The organism is Paenibacillus sp. sgz302190 (genome assembly GCF_059820445.1).
The window spans coordinates 35,268-51,159 of sequence record NZ_JBZYAO010000017.1; the positions used below are offsets into that span (position 1 = coordinate 35,268).

Genomic DNA, 15,892 nt, shown 5'->3' on the forward strand with positions numbered 1-15,892 from the left:
GATTTTCCCTCCGTGTGTGAAATGATTGCTGTTCAATCACTGCTTCGGCTTTAGACGCCAGTTCTTGGGGTATCCAACCTTAGCACCCGTTCCCTTCCCCAGATTTACCCAGTTCTTATGTATGGGAGACTCCTGTCCGGCAAATTCTAGCTTGCTCCGGATATAATGTTTAAAAGAGGTTTTTTCAAAATAAGCCTGTCCGCCCATTACACCGATGAAATCATCGATATATGCATGCCGCTGCTCCTCCGTTTTCATCGTTTGCAAAATCAGCGATTCAAAACTATTTCCCTGCTCTTCGAATTGAAGACTTTCAATCGCGATTTTAACTTTTCCGTACCCGTATGGCTTTGCGCCGCCAATTAGCTCATAAGCATGTTGCAGCTTGTCTTTATGCTGGGCTATGTGCAGGTTATATGCGCTTGATTTTTGCAGTTCCTTCCAATCCAGGCTAAGGAGCAGCAGTCCCAGTTCTTCTTTCGTCACATTTTTGAAATAAATTTTGCCTTTCAGAACAACATTTTTGCTTTTGTCTTCATGGTATAGAATAACCTTTTTATGGCTCAACATATTTTCGTTCGCTTTGTTCTCTTTCTTTCTATCAGCATTAGCATTATCTCCCGGATTGGATACAACAGGGAACTCGAGCTTTTTGGGCAATACATGATAATACTTTCGGCCATTTAAAAAGGGCTGAGGAAACTGTGCATAGCTCTGCAATTTCTCCCCCATTTGCTGCAGGTACATGGCGCTTGCTGACGCAGATGGGGTGGGCAGCAGAAAAGCTGCTTCTGCAACGCTGGACTCATCCAGCTTGCCGATAATATCGACAGGACTAAATCGCAGCCTGGATTTGTAAGACTTTATGTCGCTTTGAGCATCATCCGCAGCAAAACCGAATAAAGCACTTGCATAATCGACCTTATCCGCTTCCTTTTTCGGAATGAGCTCGCTTAATTGATGTTTATATGGAATTTTAAAATACGGCGTACGGCCGATGTACTTTATTTGTGTTTGGTCAGCCCCCTGCTTCCCCTCCTCTGGCAACTGAAAAAAAACAATGAGTCCATGGTTTCCCTGTTCTTTTTTAAGCTTTTCGAAATTATCGTCATCGAATATATTATAAAAATCCTTTATCCGGTCCGCTCCAGGCACCCCAGGCGTACGAAATTTTTTCATGTAGTGGTTATATCCTTCGATTAAGGGCTGAGGCACCAAGTATTTTTTCGTTTTATCCTCGACAGGCTCCAACACAACATAATGACTGCGCTTCGAACGGGCATTCGTCGAGTTAAATATATAGCATTTTTCAGGAGTATGTTCTGAAGCCTTATTGTTGCTTAGAGCGAATGAAATGTGTTCAATACCGTTATTGGCATTGCGTTTGAAGTAGCCCATTTTCTGGTATGGGGTAAAATGGAGATTCTCCTTTAATTCCGTACTGTATTTTATATCCATTTCCGCCTTCAATTTCCACCTTTTGGCGGTTAGCTCACACAGCTCAGACAGCTTTGGGCTGCCCGATGATAGGGCTTTGAGTTCACCCAGCAACTGTTCATATTTCTTATGAAGAAGTTGTGCTCTATTATTCTTGCTCATCCCGCTTAAATTTCTAAAGCATTGATTAAAACTATATGTTTTAAAAATATTGGACATTTCCCCCTCTATGCCAGCTAAATCTTCTTTATATTGTTCGCGTAGCCATTTAATTTTGGCGGTTGCGGCTTCAATCTCCTGCTGGAGCTTATTGAATTCCGACTGTTTATTTTGATCATGCCAATTATATAAACGATTTCTGCTGCTCAGTCCCATCTTCACCAGCCTATGCTCTTTCACGGAAACGAAATATTTGCCTGGCTCAATTTCTTTAGCAGGAATGACAACATATTCATTATTAATTTTTCTTAAATAGCCTGCGCGAATCGAACGCTCTATGCCATCCTTCAACTTCAAAGCATTGCGGTAATTAACTTTTTGATTGCTCGCCAAGTCCCGGTACAGCATTTGGCCTTGATGGATAAACTCGGGATAGCTATTGCTTAAAATTTCGGCATTCGCCCTTATTTTCCCTCTAATCAGGCTGCCGCTTGCATAATGCCCTTCCCCCTGTTTCTCCCTCCATTCGATAGCCAAATCGGAACAGGGCGTAATTTGGTAAGTGATAACCCCGCTTAAATTTGATTGATCATTATGCTTTGGCACAGTTTCCAGCGTGTATGGGTACTCGCAAGCCTTGGCAAAAGGCACAAAATCATACGGCAATGTGATGTATTCGGGTTGATTACTATCGCCCCCACCTTTTCCAGCCCAACCGTTGCGCTTTTTATTTCTGTCCTCAGCCATTCGCATTCCCCTTCCGTTTCAATCTGTACAAAACTGTTTTATCCACATAGGCAAGATGATTCTCGTCATAATTGATATATTCTTTTACTTCAAGAGCTTCATAGACTTTCGTCCACTTCTCCTCCAGCTGATAAGAACGCGTAATGCCCGCGCCGTCGCGATGTTCCAGCGGGGCATAGGCGACCAATACACCCTGATCAAGCGAAGCAAACAATTCTTTTTGCGTATTAAAAAGATGCACTTCCAGAATGCGGTTCTGGTAAAAGGCTTCGAGCAAATCGTCATGCGACGGTTCGTTTACGCGGCCTATCAGCACACGGTCAAGCAAATGCGCTATAAAATCATAATTCTCAATATCCGCCTGTACGAGATCAAAAACTTTACGCATCGGCATCGCTGCACCACCTTTTAAACGATTCAAAGCATGACTCAAGCCAAGCCCGGCTTTCCCCCGACAGGATTTCATCGGTAGAAACTTCGCTGACAATACCGCCCACCTCAACGGCCACTTGTTCTGCGGCAAATTGCCCCAAACCAATGACCGTTCTGCCTCCCAGCGGAACGATTCCCGCTCCTATTCTGCGCAGCGCATAAACAAGCGGGAACATATACGGATTTTCGCTTGCGTCCTCTCGCTCGGTGTGCAATTGGAAGCGGATGCTGGCCGTTCCTTGTATTTCTTGTTGGCGCTTCAAGGCCGAATTGTAGGCGCCGCCGGTCAGCCGGTCGATCTTGATGTATACAGGTTCGCCCGAAACCCACTTGCCCTCATTATTATCGTATCTCTTAATTTGAACAGGGCTGGCATTGTTCAATTCCACGTCCGTGAAAACAAGCTTCCCGATTCGTCCCGTACTCCCGAACAGCTCATCGCATTTTCGTTCGACCGCTGCGCCATCGCTTGTTTTCCCAATCATTCGCCTGATCAGTTGTTCCACTTCACTTCTAACGACACCTTTCACACTCGTGGACGGTAGATAGTAAGCCCCGCTCCGGCTTTGCTGCAAGCCGGTCAATGGCATCTTTTCCAAATCTATAATCAGTTCCTGCGAATGTTTGATATCGAATGCCTGATACACACCGTACGGAAATGAGCCTGTCATTGAAAAAGTAAATACAGCACCCCTTTCCCGCTCTTCCAATTCCACGTCTTCCCAGTCAAAGGGTTCAGGCTCGCGCATGGACCGCTCAAAAATGAATTCATCAAGCGCCTCGGTGCAGTCAAAAGAAAAAACAGACCTTTTCAAATCCTTCAGCTCAAATTGCCCAAATCCGTTACTTTTCTTCCCGCCTAGCAGCAAATGATGTTCAGCCAAGCCTCGCGCCCAGGAAGAGATCCATTTCTCGAACTCCGGCACGGTTTGTTCTTCAAGATCGCATTCAACTTGAAAAGCAAGCTCCGTGCCTGCCGGCAAATATTCAAATGTATATTTGTGATGATGGGCTGCCGTCCCGTAGGCGCGGTCAATTGCAGTACCCTCTTTTTCGACTATAAGGCTTGCTGCCTCTACATGATTGCCTCCAGTTATTTTGCCATCGCTAATAAATATTTTGCTTTCCACGAATTCACCTTTGCCGTTTTCCCCAATTCCTCCCATATATGACCGAATGATGTCCTTGGACACCCCTATTTGGCTCAAATGCTCCCTTAACGCCCCTCCGATCGAATTTCCGGGTACAAAGGGCTGTCCTGCGGAATTTCGAATCAGTTTGTTCGGATCGCCTGGCTTCTCCAACTTACCTCCTCCAAAATACAGAGGCGTAGAAGCCTTAAGCGTAAAATAATAGATAACCGTTTGGTTCATTCGTTTATCCTCCTTTGCTGAATATCCAGACCGGTGCGAAGCAACTCAGCAATAAATTGCTTCTTGGGGTGAATGGACCGGGAATAAAAGAATTTACCATTTTTGCTATTCAGCATATTTTCGGCATAACGATCCAGAGGCTCTGCAGAACCAGCCTTTTTCTCCTGCAAATAGTTCAAAATTTCCGAAAAATTAAGTTTGGCAATCGAGCAAAGCTGATTGTCATTCTCATAATAGCGAACAGGCTGAACGGGGTTATGAATAGCGCCCCCGTTATTCAGGCTCTCCAGATATGCCTCCAATCTTTCTTTCATCCTCATGAGATGATTCTTCTTAAGGCCATTCGAAATTAGGATACTTTCTTCACTTGGCAGCTTTTCCGCACTATCGAATTGCGATTTGACACAAATCATTTGCAGCCAACGCCATCTGGCCTGCTCCAACCCTGATAAAATGATCGACATAGACGGGTTTGCCGATGCTTCTTCCAGCAGACGTTCCAACCCTGCATCCGTTACTGCCGAGTCGCCCTGCTGTTCCTTCTGCTGCTGCGTCTGGCCTTCTTTCAAAAGCAGCTTGTTCGGATAGCGGATATTCACGCCAATCCAACCATAGCCATCTTGTGTGCGTTGTCCGATCAAGCGACTTTCCAAAGCTTCCGCCATTTGCCTCAGTCTATCCTCATCGAGCTCCTCAGCCAAGGTGTACTGCAGAACAGACCCTGCTTTTAGCGTAGTTTCCTTCGGATACCTGGCCTGCCAAGTGGCATTGTAGCCTTCCGTTCGCCCTGTCTGAACGATCTGCACGCAGGTCTCGGGTTCAGATAAGACGGAATGTCCCGTAATTTCTTCAATGTACCTTGCCGGTATATGATTGATTGGTTGTCCGTACTCATCGCGCAGCAAACAATCGGACAAACAAGTGATCGCCAGCGTATTGCCTTGCTGCGAGTCTATTTCTCCCGATATACCCGCAAGACGCTTAGCTTCCTGATAGCTGACCAGCAGTTCACCTTTGGGCTTGATTTCGCATAACCCATATCCTGAGCCTTTAGATCCACCTACATATAATCGCACAATTTTTTTGAATACAGGCTCCAAAAGCGAACACAGTGAATTGTCAAACTTTATGATAGCGCGAAACGTTTGCCCCGCGGCAATCGCTTCGTATCTAAAAAGATTTTCCTTGCGAACTTCTTCGTTCCCTCGCTTTGCGCTATGATGCAGCCGATACTCTTTTGCTACCTTGATTCCTCTCAACCGGTCATTCTTAATCGCTACAAAACGGTATTCCAAAGCATTCTTGGCGGCATCATCGGTTCGGTTCGAGTAACCGTCCAGCAAATTAGTCATTTCAATTCTCGCTTCTTCAGTACCCCCCTTCATCTTGATCTCACGCCATTTATGTTTATCCACCCGCAAATGCGCCGGAGTCGGCATATACAAACGGCTATCTCGATATGGATAAGCGTTGTAACATTCCATCTTCAATAAAATAGCCGGTCCTGTTTCGTCGTTGAAAATTTTCAATCGATTTAGTAAACCGATTACGGCTCCCCTGATCGCCGAACCCGGGATATAGTCCTTGGAAGGCTCCGTATTGGCTTTGCTGCCGCCGGCGCCGATTTTTACGGGCTCCATATTGGTTATTTCAATAACTCTATAATGATACACGCAACTCACCTTCTTTATCGAAATGCTTGGGGATGTCCGGCTTCCGCCCATCTACCAGCAAATGTGCCTCCACTTCACCCCGGCCCCGATGAATGCCAGCGCCTATTCGGCGGAAAGAGCAGACGATACGCTGCAAATCCGCTATATACATACCAGGGTCAGAGTCGAAAGTGAGCGTAGAGTGGAACAAAAGGCCATCTTTCACAGTATGATAAGTCGTCATCATTTTATTTTTGACAACGCCCTCTTCCAGTTGGATTCCGGTACGAATCTGGGTCTGCGCTTCAATAAGATCGTGCGGGGAAATTTGATAGTATCCGTCCCGCTCGCTCTCCGCTTGCAAGGCGATAAAATACGTTCGAACCTGCTCATCCAGCTCAAGATGGCTGAGCCGCATGATGCCCGTTTCCTGTACTTGCTTATGCTGAAGGCAGGAAGCAGCGCCCTCTAACTCTTGATTATTGATACCGAATAGACGCACAATAGAGTGCAGGAAAGTTTGCGCCCTCTGCAGATCGAAACTCTTATATTGCTCCAACAACCAGAACGCCTGCCGTTTAAGCTGGCCTTTGAATGTTTTAGCGTGAAAATAAACAAGCCCATAACGGTCTGTCAATACTTTTGACTGAACCAGATTGCGCTCCTTTTCACCGCTGCTGTATATCGCTTCGCTGCAAATTTTCACTTCTATTTTGTAATTCCGTTCCGGCTGCATCCGTTTGTCCCTCCTGTTTGTTAATAAACGCCAAGGCATCCAATACATCATTTAAAACGTAGGTATAGGATACTGCGGAACCGCTCTCCTTTTTGATCGCCGCACTATCGCATTCAGCATATTCGGAGTATATACCTTCCACGAGTTTAATCAGGTCTTTGCCGCTTGCCTTATTCGTTTCAAAAAACAGCTTGTAGGATTCCCAGCCCCCGTACATATGTTTCTTGACTTTTTCCAATGTCGAGTTGCTGATTGTTTTTGCTCTAATTTGGTTGACCATCTCCATAAAGGAATCAAAGCTGTATATACCGTCTTGAACAGGAGCGCTCTGATCCACCCGCAAAGGCTTAATATGAAAAATCTCCCGATCGTCCTTATGCTTCACGTAATCTTCATATGTATGAGCAATCGTCGTCTGTCCTTGCACGATGTCCCAGTCTATAAAGGAAGCGTTGGCGGCACGCCCGCTCTCTACAGCATAGATCGATTCCTTGGCATGATGGCAGAGCGATTCGGCTACTTTTACGGCTTCAAAAAACGGATACGTGTATCTCACAATCGCCACTCCTGCGCAGGCGGTCAAGTGCTCTTCCTTAAAAATCTCACCGATTCCATCGTTCCGCCCGGTTTCACGGGCCGATATCTTTTGAATCTGTTTAATGATATTCGCTGCGGTGGAGAGCGCATACTCCGCCTCTATGATCAAGCAAATATCGTCCCCTGCCATGACAATTGGGGTCACGCATATTGGATCTCTTTGACCGGTTTCGAGATTATCGCTTTTCATTGTTCCGGCGCATGCCCGGAGAGCCTCTACTACGGCTTCCCAATAAATCTGTTCAATCTTCGCACTAAAATCCCTCAGCTGACCAAAACTCAAAATTCGGTTGACCATCTCCCCCATTTTGTTGCCATCAATGACGATAACACCGATATAGCTCTTTCCATCGTTTTCCTTCTTGTAATCCTGCAATTCTATCGTGTCTTCAATAGGGGTTCCCTCAAGTTCAGGCTTCAATTTATTGATCAAATGATTTCTGGACAGTTTATAATTCCTCCTGTCCATTTCTTCGATCCGCGCGGCTTGGCCTGTTTCATTGATCAACTCGATCCCATACGTCCAACGCCGGAATCTGGAGCGGCGCTTGTCCTTTATTTGATCCGCTCTTTGATGCAGCAGCTTGCGAATTCGTTTGTCCTTATCCTCGCTGTCCGTACATATCCCTGTAACTTCCGCTTCATCGACCAAACTGATGTACAATTCCAAGTCCGGATAAGCTGCTAACACAGCATAAGAATAACCTCTGACAAATACTTTGGCCTGTTCGGCTTTTTCAAACCGCACAATGCTGTTTCCCCCGCCTGAATATTCAAATTCAAACTGACCCGTATGATTGCCTTCCAAGTATCCTCTTAAAGATATTTCCAAATCAGCCAGATCCTCCAGATCCATTCTTTCAGTAACCGATTTGATAACAAACGAATTGTATAAATTATCTCTAAGCTTATTATGTTGAAAAATAAACTCCTGCTTCTGCGAGACATCGATGAAAGCATATGTAAACATGGAATCCGTTCTGCCCCTCTCTATTTCAAATGTTGGCCTAGTGCCGCCCGCTCCCTTGTTCCTGCCCATTTGCGATAATATTTCTGAACGCTTGGGCATAGGCGAGATGAGGGAATAACATCGGATTATTTAAAAGCATCAGCAATTGGTTCAGCTGCAGGTTCAGGGATAACAGCGGATTGCCGGGCACTTCCAAGTCCTCCAGTTTATTTAGCAGAAATCCATTGTCGTCTAAACTTAATTCCGGGCAATGCTCCCTTGATGGCCTCTCAAACTGTTTCGTCGACTGCTCTGACGGCTTCACAGTAAAGTTCTGCAAACACAGATTTTTATCGGCCTCATCTTTCGCTGCGCCGTTATTAAGCTGCCTTCCCCACCACCCAAGAGACTTGTTTGCATGCTTGATCACAACCTCAAAATGCTTATTTGCAGCCTCCCTATCCTGTTTCTCATGAACAATAAAGTCAAAAATATCTCCTAAGTCATCGGCCATTTTTTCCTGTGTTGCATCCTGCACCGTTTTTTTCATGCAAGCCAAAATTTTGATGGGCCGCGTACATTTCTGTGTCGTATTGCTAACCCCAATCGTATAACCCGTCGCCATTCTGGCGACACCCGTACTCCTTGTCTTCAAACGATCGATGCTTTCAGCCCATTTCCGCAACGGCTCCGGCTGTGGAGCAGCACTTTTGCACTCAATCACCATAACAACCGCTTCAATGGGAACAAACTTCAACGTGTTATACTGGAAAACGTAAGGCGTGTATTGCTCGTCGTAAACGGCGATATCCACTTCTCTGGATACGTTGTTATAGGAGTCAATGATCATAACCCCTTGTGCCAATGAAAACTTCTGGGGCAAAATGCCCCTGAAAAATTTCAGCCACATTTCCTCCCGATGGTTGCCCGTTAATCCCGGGTGGCAGGAAGCAATATCCATTTCCTCAACCATCATTTGATTCATATATTTATAATTGCTATGAATACGAAAAAAGACATCTTTGCCAATTTGATTGCTCATGCTTCGCCATCCTTTTTTAGTATTTTAGAACCATATAAACTGTTACATAAAGGGAAATATACCCAATAAAAAAGTAATTTCGACCTATAATTACAAAATTCCTTTATTCCTGTGTAATTTTCCCTTGGTTTCGCGATAAATCCACTCGTGCAACAAAATTGACAAAACTAAGTCTATACATGCATCACTGAAATTTAAAAAGGGGATTCTTATGAAAAAATTTGTTACTGGCTTATTTTTAGGCATCGGTATATCATCTTGCACAGCAGTTTTTGCATCACAAAGTATCCAAGCATATTTGTTTCCCAGCAAGATAACATTTCATGTGAACGGAGAACCTCATGTTTTGGATGTGAGCGGAGAAAATCAAGTAATAAATTACAATAACAAGACCTATATTCCATTGCGTTTGTTTGCTGAATCCTTGGGTGCAAAGGTTGATTATCAGGCACCATCATCTGCGGCGAATGGCGACAATCAAATAGATATCCAATTTATCGGAATTCTGGATGGGAAGAAGAGTGAGAATGCGTGGACTTTAACTCAGACGAACGGGTTCAAAGATGGAATCCTTGCAGAAGACGCGGGAGTATCATTTGGAAAAGCAGATATTGACTACAACGCTAAATCCATTAAACCCCTCATTCAATTCAAAAACTCCATGAAGAAAGCAATCCATATTCAACCACTTCAAATCGAATATGAGATCGTTAAAGTGGATGCGGGAGGTGATACCGTTTTGTTTGATTACAAAGTGCCCCCTTTACAAGGCAAGGTGCCGGCAAGTTCTTGGTTCACCGCCAATGTTCCCTCATGGGATTTTAAAGATAATCAAGGGAACATTGTTGAACCAGGAAAATATGCGCTTTTGATCAAAGTACCTGCTTCCCTTGATTACGCTATCGAAGGAGCAGGGGAAACGAAGACCATTTCTTATCTTTCGAAATTTAGTCGTTGGGAATATGATATTACGCAAGAAGTGCTCGATCAGTTAAATAAGAACTGAGTGTCTCTAAATTGTGATCGAATACATGCAGGTAGTCCAAACCTAGTGGTCGCGGGTTCGAATATCGACGGCGCAGCATCTGACTGCCTTTATCCGCGCTTGCGTACCCCGCCCATTTTAAACACAAAAATACCGCCAATAATAACGAGCACTCCGATCAACTTGTTGGCAGTAAAAGGGACTTTATCCAGACCGAACCATCCCAGCGTGTCCCACAACAGCGCAAATCCGAGCTGTGCTGCCAGTACGATTGAAATGGCATACGTAGGGCCGAGCCGTCTTATGGCCTGCACCAGGCAGGTTACAACCCCGACTCCGACCAAACCGCTGAACCAGTACCAGGGCTGCATATGCTGCAAAATAAACATGTGCCTCCCTTCAAAAATCAGACCCAGTGTCAGTGAAGCGACGAATCCCATGCCTAATACCAGCGCAGTGGTTGCCCACGATCCCGCGCGTTCATTTACCCTGCTGTTGAAAACATTTTGCAAACTGACCAGCGAACCTGCAATAAGCGCCAATGACAGTCCTAGCGTCATAACCGACTCTCCTTCGGGATTCATTTGTGACGAAACCAATGCTGCAAAATTATTCGTAAATATTTCGGTTTGCCAGCGCCCTCAGCCCATCTCTGTCTTTAACGAGGATAAATCCTTTGCTGCGTTCAACCAAACCTTCCGTACAAAACTGCCGGATGACCCGGTTCAGATGTCTGTAGCTGGTGCCGATTAAATTCGCCGCATCCGGCAAGCTCGCTGTACTTAGCTGCCCTTTAAATAACGTATCGGAGTCGTCAAATGAGACAGACAACAAATAACTTGCCAATCGCACCTCAACCGGATACATCAAATTGAAGCTTAACGAAACGGATTTCATGTAAAACTTCCGCGCAATAATTTTCAGCAAAAATTGCAGCAGAGGTGAGTGCTCTTTGCCGTATTTATTCAACCAGCGATGATGAACCCCGATCATGCAAACAGGCGATACAGCCTCGACCGTATTGAGAATATTTGCGCCTTGCACATATTCAACATCCCCGATCAGATCGAGCGGTTTTATAAAAGAAAGAATCAGCGTTTTGCCTTCCGCCGAGGTCGTAGAAATTTTAAGCTTTCCCTTAACAAGCACGTACAAAAATTGGGCGGATTCCCCTTGAGAGCAGATTAATTCCCCTTGGTCGTAGTAGTAAAGCGACAAATGCGGCGTAAATTGCTCATTAAATATCGATTCCAATTGATGCGCTCGCAAATAATGATCCAACTTCTCGCGATCATGGATTTCTTTCATTGTTCGGGTTCCCTCCGCTTTTTTACCTGCAGCATTCCGATATGCTTATACTATCAAAATTTTAATATAACCACACCGGCTATCATCAACCCGATGCCGATAAATTGCGGCAGCCTCATCTTCTGCTTCGCGACGCCGAACCATCCGTTAATATCGATAATAAAAGTCAGACCCAGTTGGGCAATCAGCAGAGCCGATACCGAAAGGGTGATGCCGATCTGATGAATAGCCGTGACGTTGGTGAAAATGATGACAGCCGCAAAAGCGCCGCCGCATAAATATAACGGCTTCACCTGCTTGAATCCTTGCCATTTGCCGTCGCGGACGAACAGCAAAATAAGCAGAGCCGTCACAAATCCCGTCAACTGGGTTATCGCCGCCGTTTGCCATGTGCCTATATCTTGGCTAATCCGGGCATTGGCTGCTCCTTGAAGGGTAAGAAACACCCCTCCTAATAACGCAAATAAACTCCCTTTCATGGCCTCTCCCCTCAATTTCTGTCTGTACTTAATTAAATGACAGATCAAGGCCATTGAGAAAGGACATATGTCCTCGCTTTGTTAACGCTTGCTTGTCAAGGCATCACAGGCACTTATCTTGAAAATCAAACGCACCGGAAAACGCCAGCCGGTTCCAATTTTTCATCCTCTGTAGCGTCGTGAAGCGCGTCTTGGGCGGCTAACGCGCAGAAAACGCACAAAATCCAGACTTTAGAGAAAGTGACGTCAGATGGGCGCCTCATTTGGGGCTTAACCTCTCTTTCTCAACGCGTGCCTCCTCCGGCGCGAGCTGCGCCGCCGTATATGAGGCGGCTTGGCAGGCAGGCCAAAGGGAAAAGCCTGCGAAAGTGCAGGTTTTTTCCTTTGAAATGGCTCATTTTGGCGAAAAGCCTGCAATTGTGCAGGAATTTTCGCTGAAAATGAATCCAAGCCCCTGTTCGCGGCGAAAAGCCTGCACAATTGCAGGAATTTGCCGTGGCCAGCGTATCCATCGAGCAAAAACTGCACTTTTGCAGGTTTTCTTCACGCAACCAGGCTGATTGGGCGCACCACGCACCGCTCCCAGCGCGCGGCGTTGCGCTGCACGACCGCCGGTCGGCCGACCTATCGGCTCTGGCGTGTGGCCCCCCTTATATAATCAAAGCCGCCCCGGGAGCAGGTTGAACTGCTTTTCGGGGCGGCCCATCGAGCGGTCGGGAAGAAGCTGCGTGTCCGCTGCTTCCCGGTTCTTTAACGTTCCGCTGCTCTCCACCGGCGACAATTCTCAATAATAAGTGCTCAAATCGATTTTTCGCCCGGTTTTTGCGCTTTCTATGGCGCCGAGCACCATGGCGATGCTCTTGACGTTGTCGCGGCAGTCGGTTTCTGCGCGTCTGCCTTCTTCGACGGCAGCGAACATTTCGTCGAGACAGCCGTGGTGGCCCAAGCGGCCGTCCCAGCGGAACGAAGCCTGCACCGTCTCCGTGTCGCGTATGAACTTGCCGGCTTGATCGCCTGCGCCCGGGATGACGACCTCGGCGTAAGGCGCGTTGCCGCCGTCCCAGATCGCGGTTCCCTTTTCCCCGGTTACCCGCCAGGACGATTCCCAGGAAGTGCTTGCGCCTTCCGCACACCACGAGCCTCGGTAGCAGAATACCGAGCCGTCCGACATCTCAAAAATACAGATTGCAGCCGCACTGCCCTCATACCATGAACCCGGCGGATTGAATTCGTGGCAGTATACGGAAACCGGGTCCGCCCCCGAGATGAAACGCGCTTGATCGAACGTATGGATGGCCATATCCAAAATAAGCGGACTTGCCATCTCATCGCGAAAACCGCCAAAGTGGGCGCCGATGAAAAAATCCGCACCGATATAACCGGGGCGGCCTATCGTCCCGTTCCCGATCAAGTCGCGCAATGCACGGATGTTCGCGTCATACCGCCGATTTTGCATGACGGCGAAAGACTTGCCCGTACGTTCGGCAATGCGGATCAATTCCAACGCATCGGACATTGTCGCCGCGAGCGGCTTCTCGCCGAATACGTGACTCCCCAACTGAAGAGCCGTGCTGCAAACGTTAAAATGGCTGGCCGGAATCGTCACATCGAACACGACGTTAGCGCCGGTTTCCGTGATTGCCTGTTTGAGATCGGTATAAATCCCGGCTGTGGTCAAGTCATAACGATCCGCCATGGCTTGCGCAAATTCCAGCTTAATATCGACAAATGCAACGATCTCCGCATCCTCGCGTTCAATCGCGTATTCAACCCAAGTACGGGCCATCCCTCCGCAGCCGACGACAGCTACCTTATATTTGCTCATTTGTCCTCAATCACTCCTATTTTAAGCTATAATGAAGGTGAATACCCCAATTATAGTCAGGTTTGTTCTGATTATCTCTATACAATCTTGTGTTTTTCTAGTCCGATCTTGCGAGAAAGGAGGCTCGGTTGTGACGCATCCTAACGAGCTTAAAGAGGATACCTGGCTGACCGTCGGCGACTATCCGCTGAACGTTTTCCGGAACATCATCCCGGCCGGCCCGAAGGGGCGCTGCGCCCTCTATCTGCATTGGCACGATCATTTTGAACTTATTTACCTCGTGCAGGGCCGGGCAGCCTTTCACATCGACAGCCAGCCGCACGAAATCGAACCCGGCGATTTGCTGATCGTTCCGTCTGGCGCGCTGCATGTCGGTTATGCGGTTTGTGAAGACGAGGTCGAGTACTTGGCGATCGTCTTCAACCGCTCGCTGCTCGCCGGCCTCTCCTTTGACCCGGCGCACGAGCGATATATGGCGCCATATTTGGAGGGACGGCTTCGCTTCCCGGTCAAGTTCGACGGCCGGAATGAAGCAAACGCCCCTTATCGCAAGCTGATTCTCCAACTGATCGAAGAATTCGAGCGCCGTTCTCCCGGGTATGAGTTAGTCATGAAATCGCAGTTATATTTGCTATTCACACTGCTGTCACGCGCCTTCTTGCCCGAAAAAGGGCTGGGAGGGGACGCCGCCGGCAGCAAGAGCATGGACCGGTTCAAGCATCTCATTCTTCACGTCGAGGAGCATTACGCGGACAAACTGTCCGTGAACGATGCAGCCCGATTCGTTAATCTGAACCCTTACCACTTCTGTAAAATGTTCAAAAATGCAACGGGGCGCACTTTTATCGACTACGTCAATCAGCAGCGCATGAATGAAGCGGAACGCCTTCTTTGCTCCGGCGACCTTTCAATCACTGAAGTCGCAGAAAGAGTCGGCTGCTGCAACCCTAACTATTTTACGAAAATGTACAAAAAGTACAAGGGCCGCACGCCCTCCCGAACACGCAAAATGGAGCTGAGCTACGATTCCTAATTTGGCAATGAGACACAGCATCTCCGGCATACTCCCATGGTAAATGAAAAAATAAGCCCCGGGATCTATCGATCCTGAGAGCTTATTTTTTTAGCCGCTATTCGCGCCTCAGTATTCGCCCCTTTGGTTTAGGAAGAAAGCTTGCGGATCGGGGAACCTTCGATGAACGCTTGAATATTTTGTACGGCCTCGCTGAAGTAGGTCCGGTAATTTCTTTGTGTTACGTACCCCAGATGCGGCACTGCAAGCAAGTTCGGTAAAGTCCGCAATATGTCATCTTCCGGCAATGGCTCGATTTCGAATACGTCGATACCCGCTCCCGCTATCCGCTTGTTTTGAAGCGCCGCAATAAGAGCCTCCCGATCTACGATTTGCGCACGCGACGTATTGATGAGGTAGGAAGTCGGGCGCATAAGCTGCAGCTCTTTGGTGCCGATTAAACCTTTGGTCCGCTCGCTGAGCACAAGATGAACGGAAACGAAATCGCTCATTTCAAGCAGTTCTTCTTTGGAACCGGCCAAATAAACGCCAGCAGCATCCGCTCTCTCTTGGGTCAAATTTTCGCTCCAAGCCGCTACTTTCATCCCGAAAGCCTGTCCGATATGCGCCATTTTGACGCCGATTTTGCCGAGTCCGAGAAGCCCCAGCGTACTTCCATGAAGGTCTGCGCCGACGGTTGTCTGCCAAGGTCCGTTATTTGTAAATGAACGGTTTTCGGGCACGATGCCGCGCGCCAAACCTAAAATCAAAGCCCAGGCCAACTCCGTCGGCGGCTCGGAATGGCCTGCCGTTCCGCAGACCGTAACTCCGTGGGCTGCAGCGGCGGCCAAATCGATAGAGGCGTTGCGCATCCCGGACGTAATCAGCAGCTTCAGACGATCCAAGCGTTCAAACAGCGACGCGCGAAACGGCGTGCGTTCCCGCATGATAACAACGATATCGCAATCGCATATCGCACGTGCAATGTTATCTTCACCTTCGATATGATCGTGAATCGGCACAACTTCCATCTTGTCGGCAATCGCCGACCAGTCAGCCATACGCATGGCGACATGCTGGTAATCGTCCAAAATTGCGCATTTCAATCTCATCATAAGCCGCCTCCCGTTTTGCAGGTTTTTCAGATAACTTATTCGCT

Annotated in this window: 15 protein-coding genes; 3 read left to right on the top strand and 12 right to left on the bottom strand. The window is 47.4% G+C overall.

All coding sequences use genetic code 11. The features are described 5' to 3' along the window. Nucleotides 1–36 precede the first annotated feature (36 nt). The 7 genes from AC6RNO_RS19410 to AC6RNO_RS19440 are packed head-to-tail and all read right to left on the bottom strand — an operon-like array spanning nucleotide 37 to nucleotide 9,124. The gene (locus AC6RNO_RS19410) at nucleotides 37–2,343 is read right to left on the bottom strand and encodes a hypothetical protein (RefSeq protein WP_497106434.1); all 2,307 of its coding nucleotides are present in this window, start codon (nucleotides 2,341–2,343) and stop codon (nucleotides 37–39) included. Further along, a complete protein-coding gene (locus tag AC6RNO_RS19415) occupies nucleotides 2,336–2,737 on the bottom strand; it encodes a hypothetical protein (RefSeq protein ID WP_497106435.1) in 402 nt (133 codons plus the stop codon). Before AC6RNO_RS19415 ends, AC6RNO_RS19410 begins: the two co-directional genes overlap by 8 nt. Next, nucleotides 2,724–4,148, bottom strand: a complete 1,425-nt coding sequence (locus AC6RNO_RS19420; RefSeq protein ID WP_497106436.1) for an RAMP superfamily CRISPR-associated protein — start codon at nucleotides 4,146–4,148, stop codon at nucleotides 2,724–2,726. Before AC6RNO_RS19420 ends, AC6RNO_RS19415 begins: the two co-directional genes overlap by 14 nt. Continuing rightward, the gene (locus AC6RNO_RS19425) at nucleotides 4,145–5,872 is read right to left on the bottom strand and encodes an RAMP superfamily CRISPR-associated protein (RefSeq protein WP_497106437.1); all 1,728 of its coding nucleotides are present in this window, start codon (nucleotides 5,870–5,872) and stop codon (nucleotides 4,145–4,147) included. The genes AC6RNO_RS19420 and AC6RNO_RS19425 overlap by 4 nt, the downstream gene beginning before the upstream one ends. After that, complete coding sequence (locus tag AC6RNO_RS19430; protein WP_497106438.1) at nucleotides 5,808–6,506, bottom strand: hypothetical protein; 699 nt, start codon at nucleotides 6,504–6,506, stop codon at nucleotides 5,808–5,810. The genes AC6RNO_RS19425 and AC6RNO_RS19430 overlap by 65 nt, the downstream gene beginning before the upstream one ends. Next, nucleotides 6,469–8,103 carry a Cas10/Cmr2 second palm domain-containing protein gene (locus AC6RNO_RS19435; RefSeq protein WP_497106439.1) on the bottom strand — a complete coding sequence of 545 codons (1,635 nt, stop codon included), beginning with the start codon at nucleotides 8,101–8,103 and terminating at the stop codon, nucleotides 6,469–6,471. Before AC6RNO_RS19435 ends, AC6RNO_RS19430 begins: the two co-directional genes overlap by 38 nt. 37 nt (nucleotides 8,104–8,140) lie before the next feature. Beyond that, the gene (locus AC6RNO_RS19440; protein ID WP_497106440.1) at nucleotides 8,141–9,124 is read right to left on the bottom strand and encodes a DUF6602 domain-containing protein; all 984 of its coding nucleotides are present in this window, start codon (nucleotides 9,122–9,124) and stop codon (nucleotides 8,141–8,143) included. Between the two features lie 211 nt (nucleotides 9,125–9,335). Between AC6RNO_RS19440 and AC6RNO_RS19445 the strand changes: the two genes are divergently transcribed. Beyond that, nucleotides 9,336–10,130 (top strand): stalk domain-containing protein, encoded by a 795-nt coding sequence (locus AC6RNO_RS19445; protein ID WP_497106441.1) that lies wholly within the window; start codon nucleotides 9,336–9,338, stop codon nucleotides 10,128–10,130. 89 nt (nucleotides 10,131–10,219) lie between these two features. On the opposite strand, the gene AC6RNO_RS19450 is transcribed toward AC6RNO_RS19445, so the two are convergent. From AC6RNO_RS19450 to AC6RNO_RS19460, 3 genes are read right to left on the bottom strand one after another with little or no spacing between them, the layout of a single operon-like run. Beyond that, nucleotides 10,220–10,669, bottom strand: a complete 450-nt coding sequence (locus AC6RNO_RS19450) for a DMT family transporter (RefSeq protein ID WP_474681901.1) — start codon at nucleotides 10,667–10,669, stop codon at nucleotides 10,220–10,222. Between the two features lie 49 nt (nucleotides 10,670–10,718). After that, complete coding sequence (locus AC6RNO_RS19455; RefSeq protein ID WP_497106442.1) at nucleotides 10,719–11,417, bottom strand: cyclic nucleotide-binding domain-containing protein; 699 nt, start codon at nucleotides 11,415–11,417, stop codon at nucleotides 10,719–10,721. Between the two features lie 53 nt (nucleotides 11,418–11,470). Beyond that, on the bottom strand, nucleotides 11,471–11,896 hold the full coding sequence (locus AC6RNO_RS19460; RefSeq protein ID WP_474681903.1) for a DMT family transporter: 426 nt from the start codon (nucleotides 11,894–11,896) through the stop codon (nucleotides 11,471–11,473). Between the two features lie 263 nt (nucleotides 11,897–12,159). Here AC6RNO_RS19460 and AC6RNO_RS19465 point away from each other — a divergent pair, with 263 nt between their 5' ends. Continuing rightward, nucleotides 12,160–12,456, top strand: coding sequence for a hypothetical protein (locus tag AC6RNO_RS19465; RefSeq protein WP_497106443.1), 297 nt, complete (start codon nucleotides 12,160–12,162; stop codon nucleotides 12,454–12,456). Between the two features lie 224 nt (nucleotides 12,457–12,680). Here the strand turns inward: AC6RNO_RS19465 and AC6RNO_RS19470 are convergent, their stop codons facing one another. Beyond that, nucleotides 12,681–13,721, bottom strand: coding sequence for a Gfo/Idh/MocA family protein (locus AC6RNO_RS19470; protein WP_474681905.1), 1,041 nt, complete (start codon nucleotides 13,719–13,721; stop codon nucleotides 12,681–12,683). 130 nt (nucleotides 13,722–13,851) lie between these two features. On the opposite strand from AC6RNO_RS19470, the gene AC6RNO_RS19475 reads away from it, so the two are divergent. After that, nucleotides 13,852–14,754 (top strand): helix-turn-helix domain-containing protein, encoded by a 903-nt coding sequence (locus tag AC6RNO_RS19475; RefSeq protein ID WP_497106444.1) that lies wholly within the window; start codon nucleotides 13,852–13,854, stop codon nucleotides 14,752–14,754. A gap of 128 nt (nucleotides 14,755–14,882) precedes the next feature. Here AC6RNO_RS19475 and AC6RNO_RS19480 read toward each other — a convergent pair whose 3' ends face one another. Beyond that, a complete protein-coding gene (locus AC6RNO_RS19480; RefSeq protein WP_497106445.1) occupies nucleotides 14,883–15,848 on the bottom strand; it encodes an NAD(P)-dependent oxidoreductase in 966 nt (321 codons plus the stop codon). Between the last annotated feature and the right edge of the window lie 44 nt (nucleotides 15,849–15,892).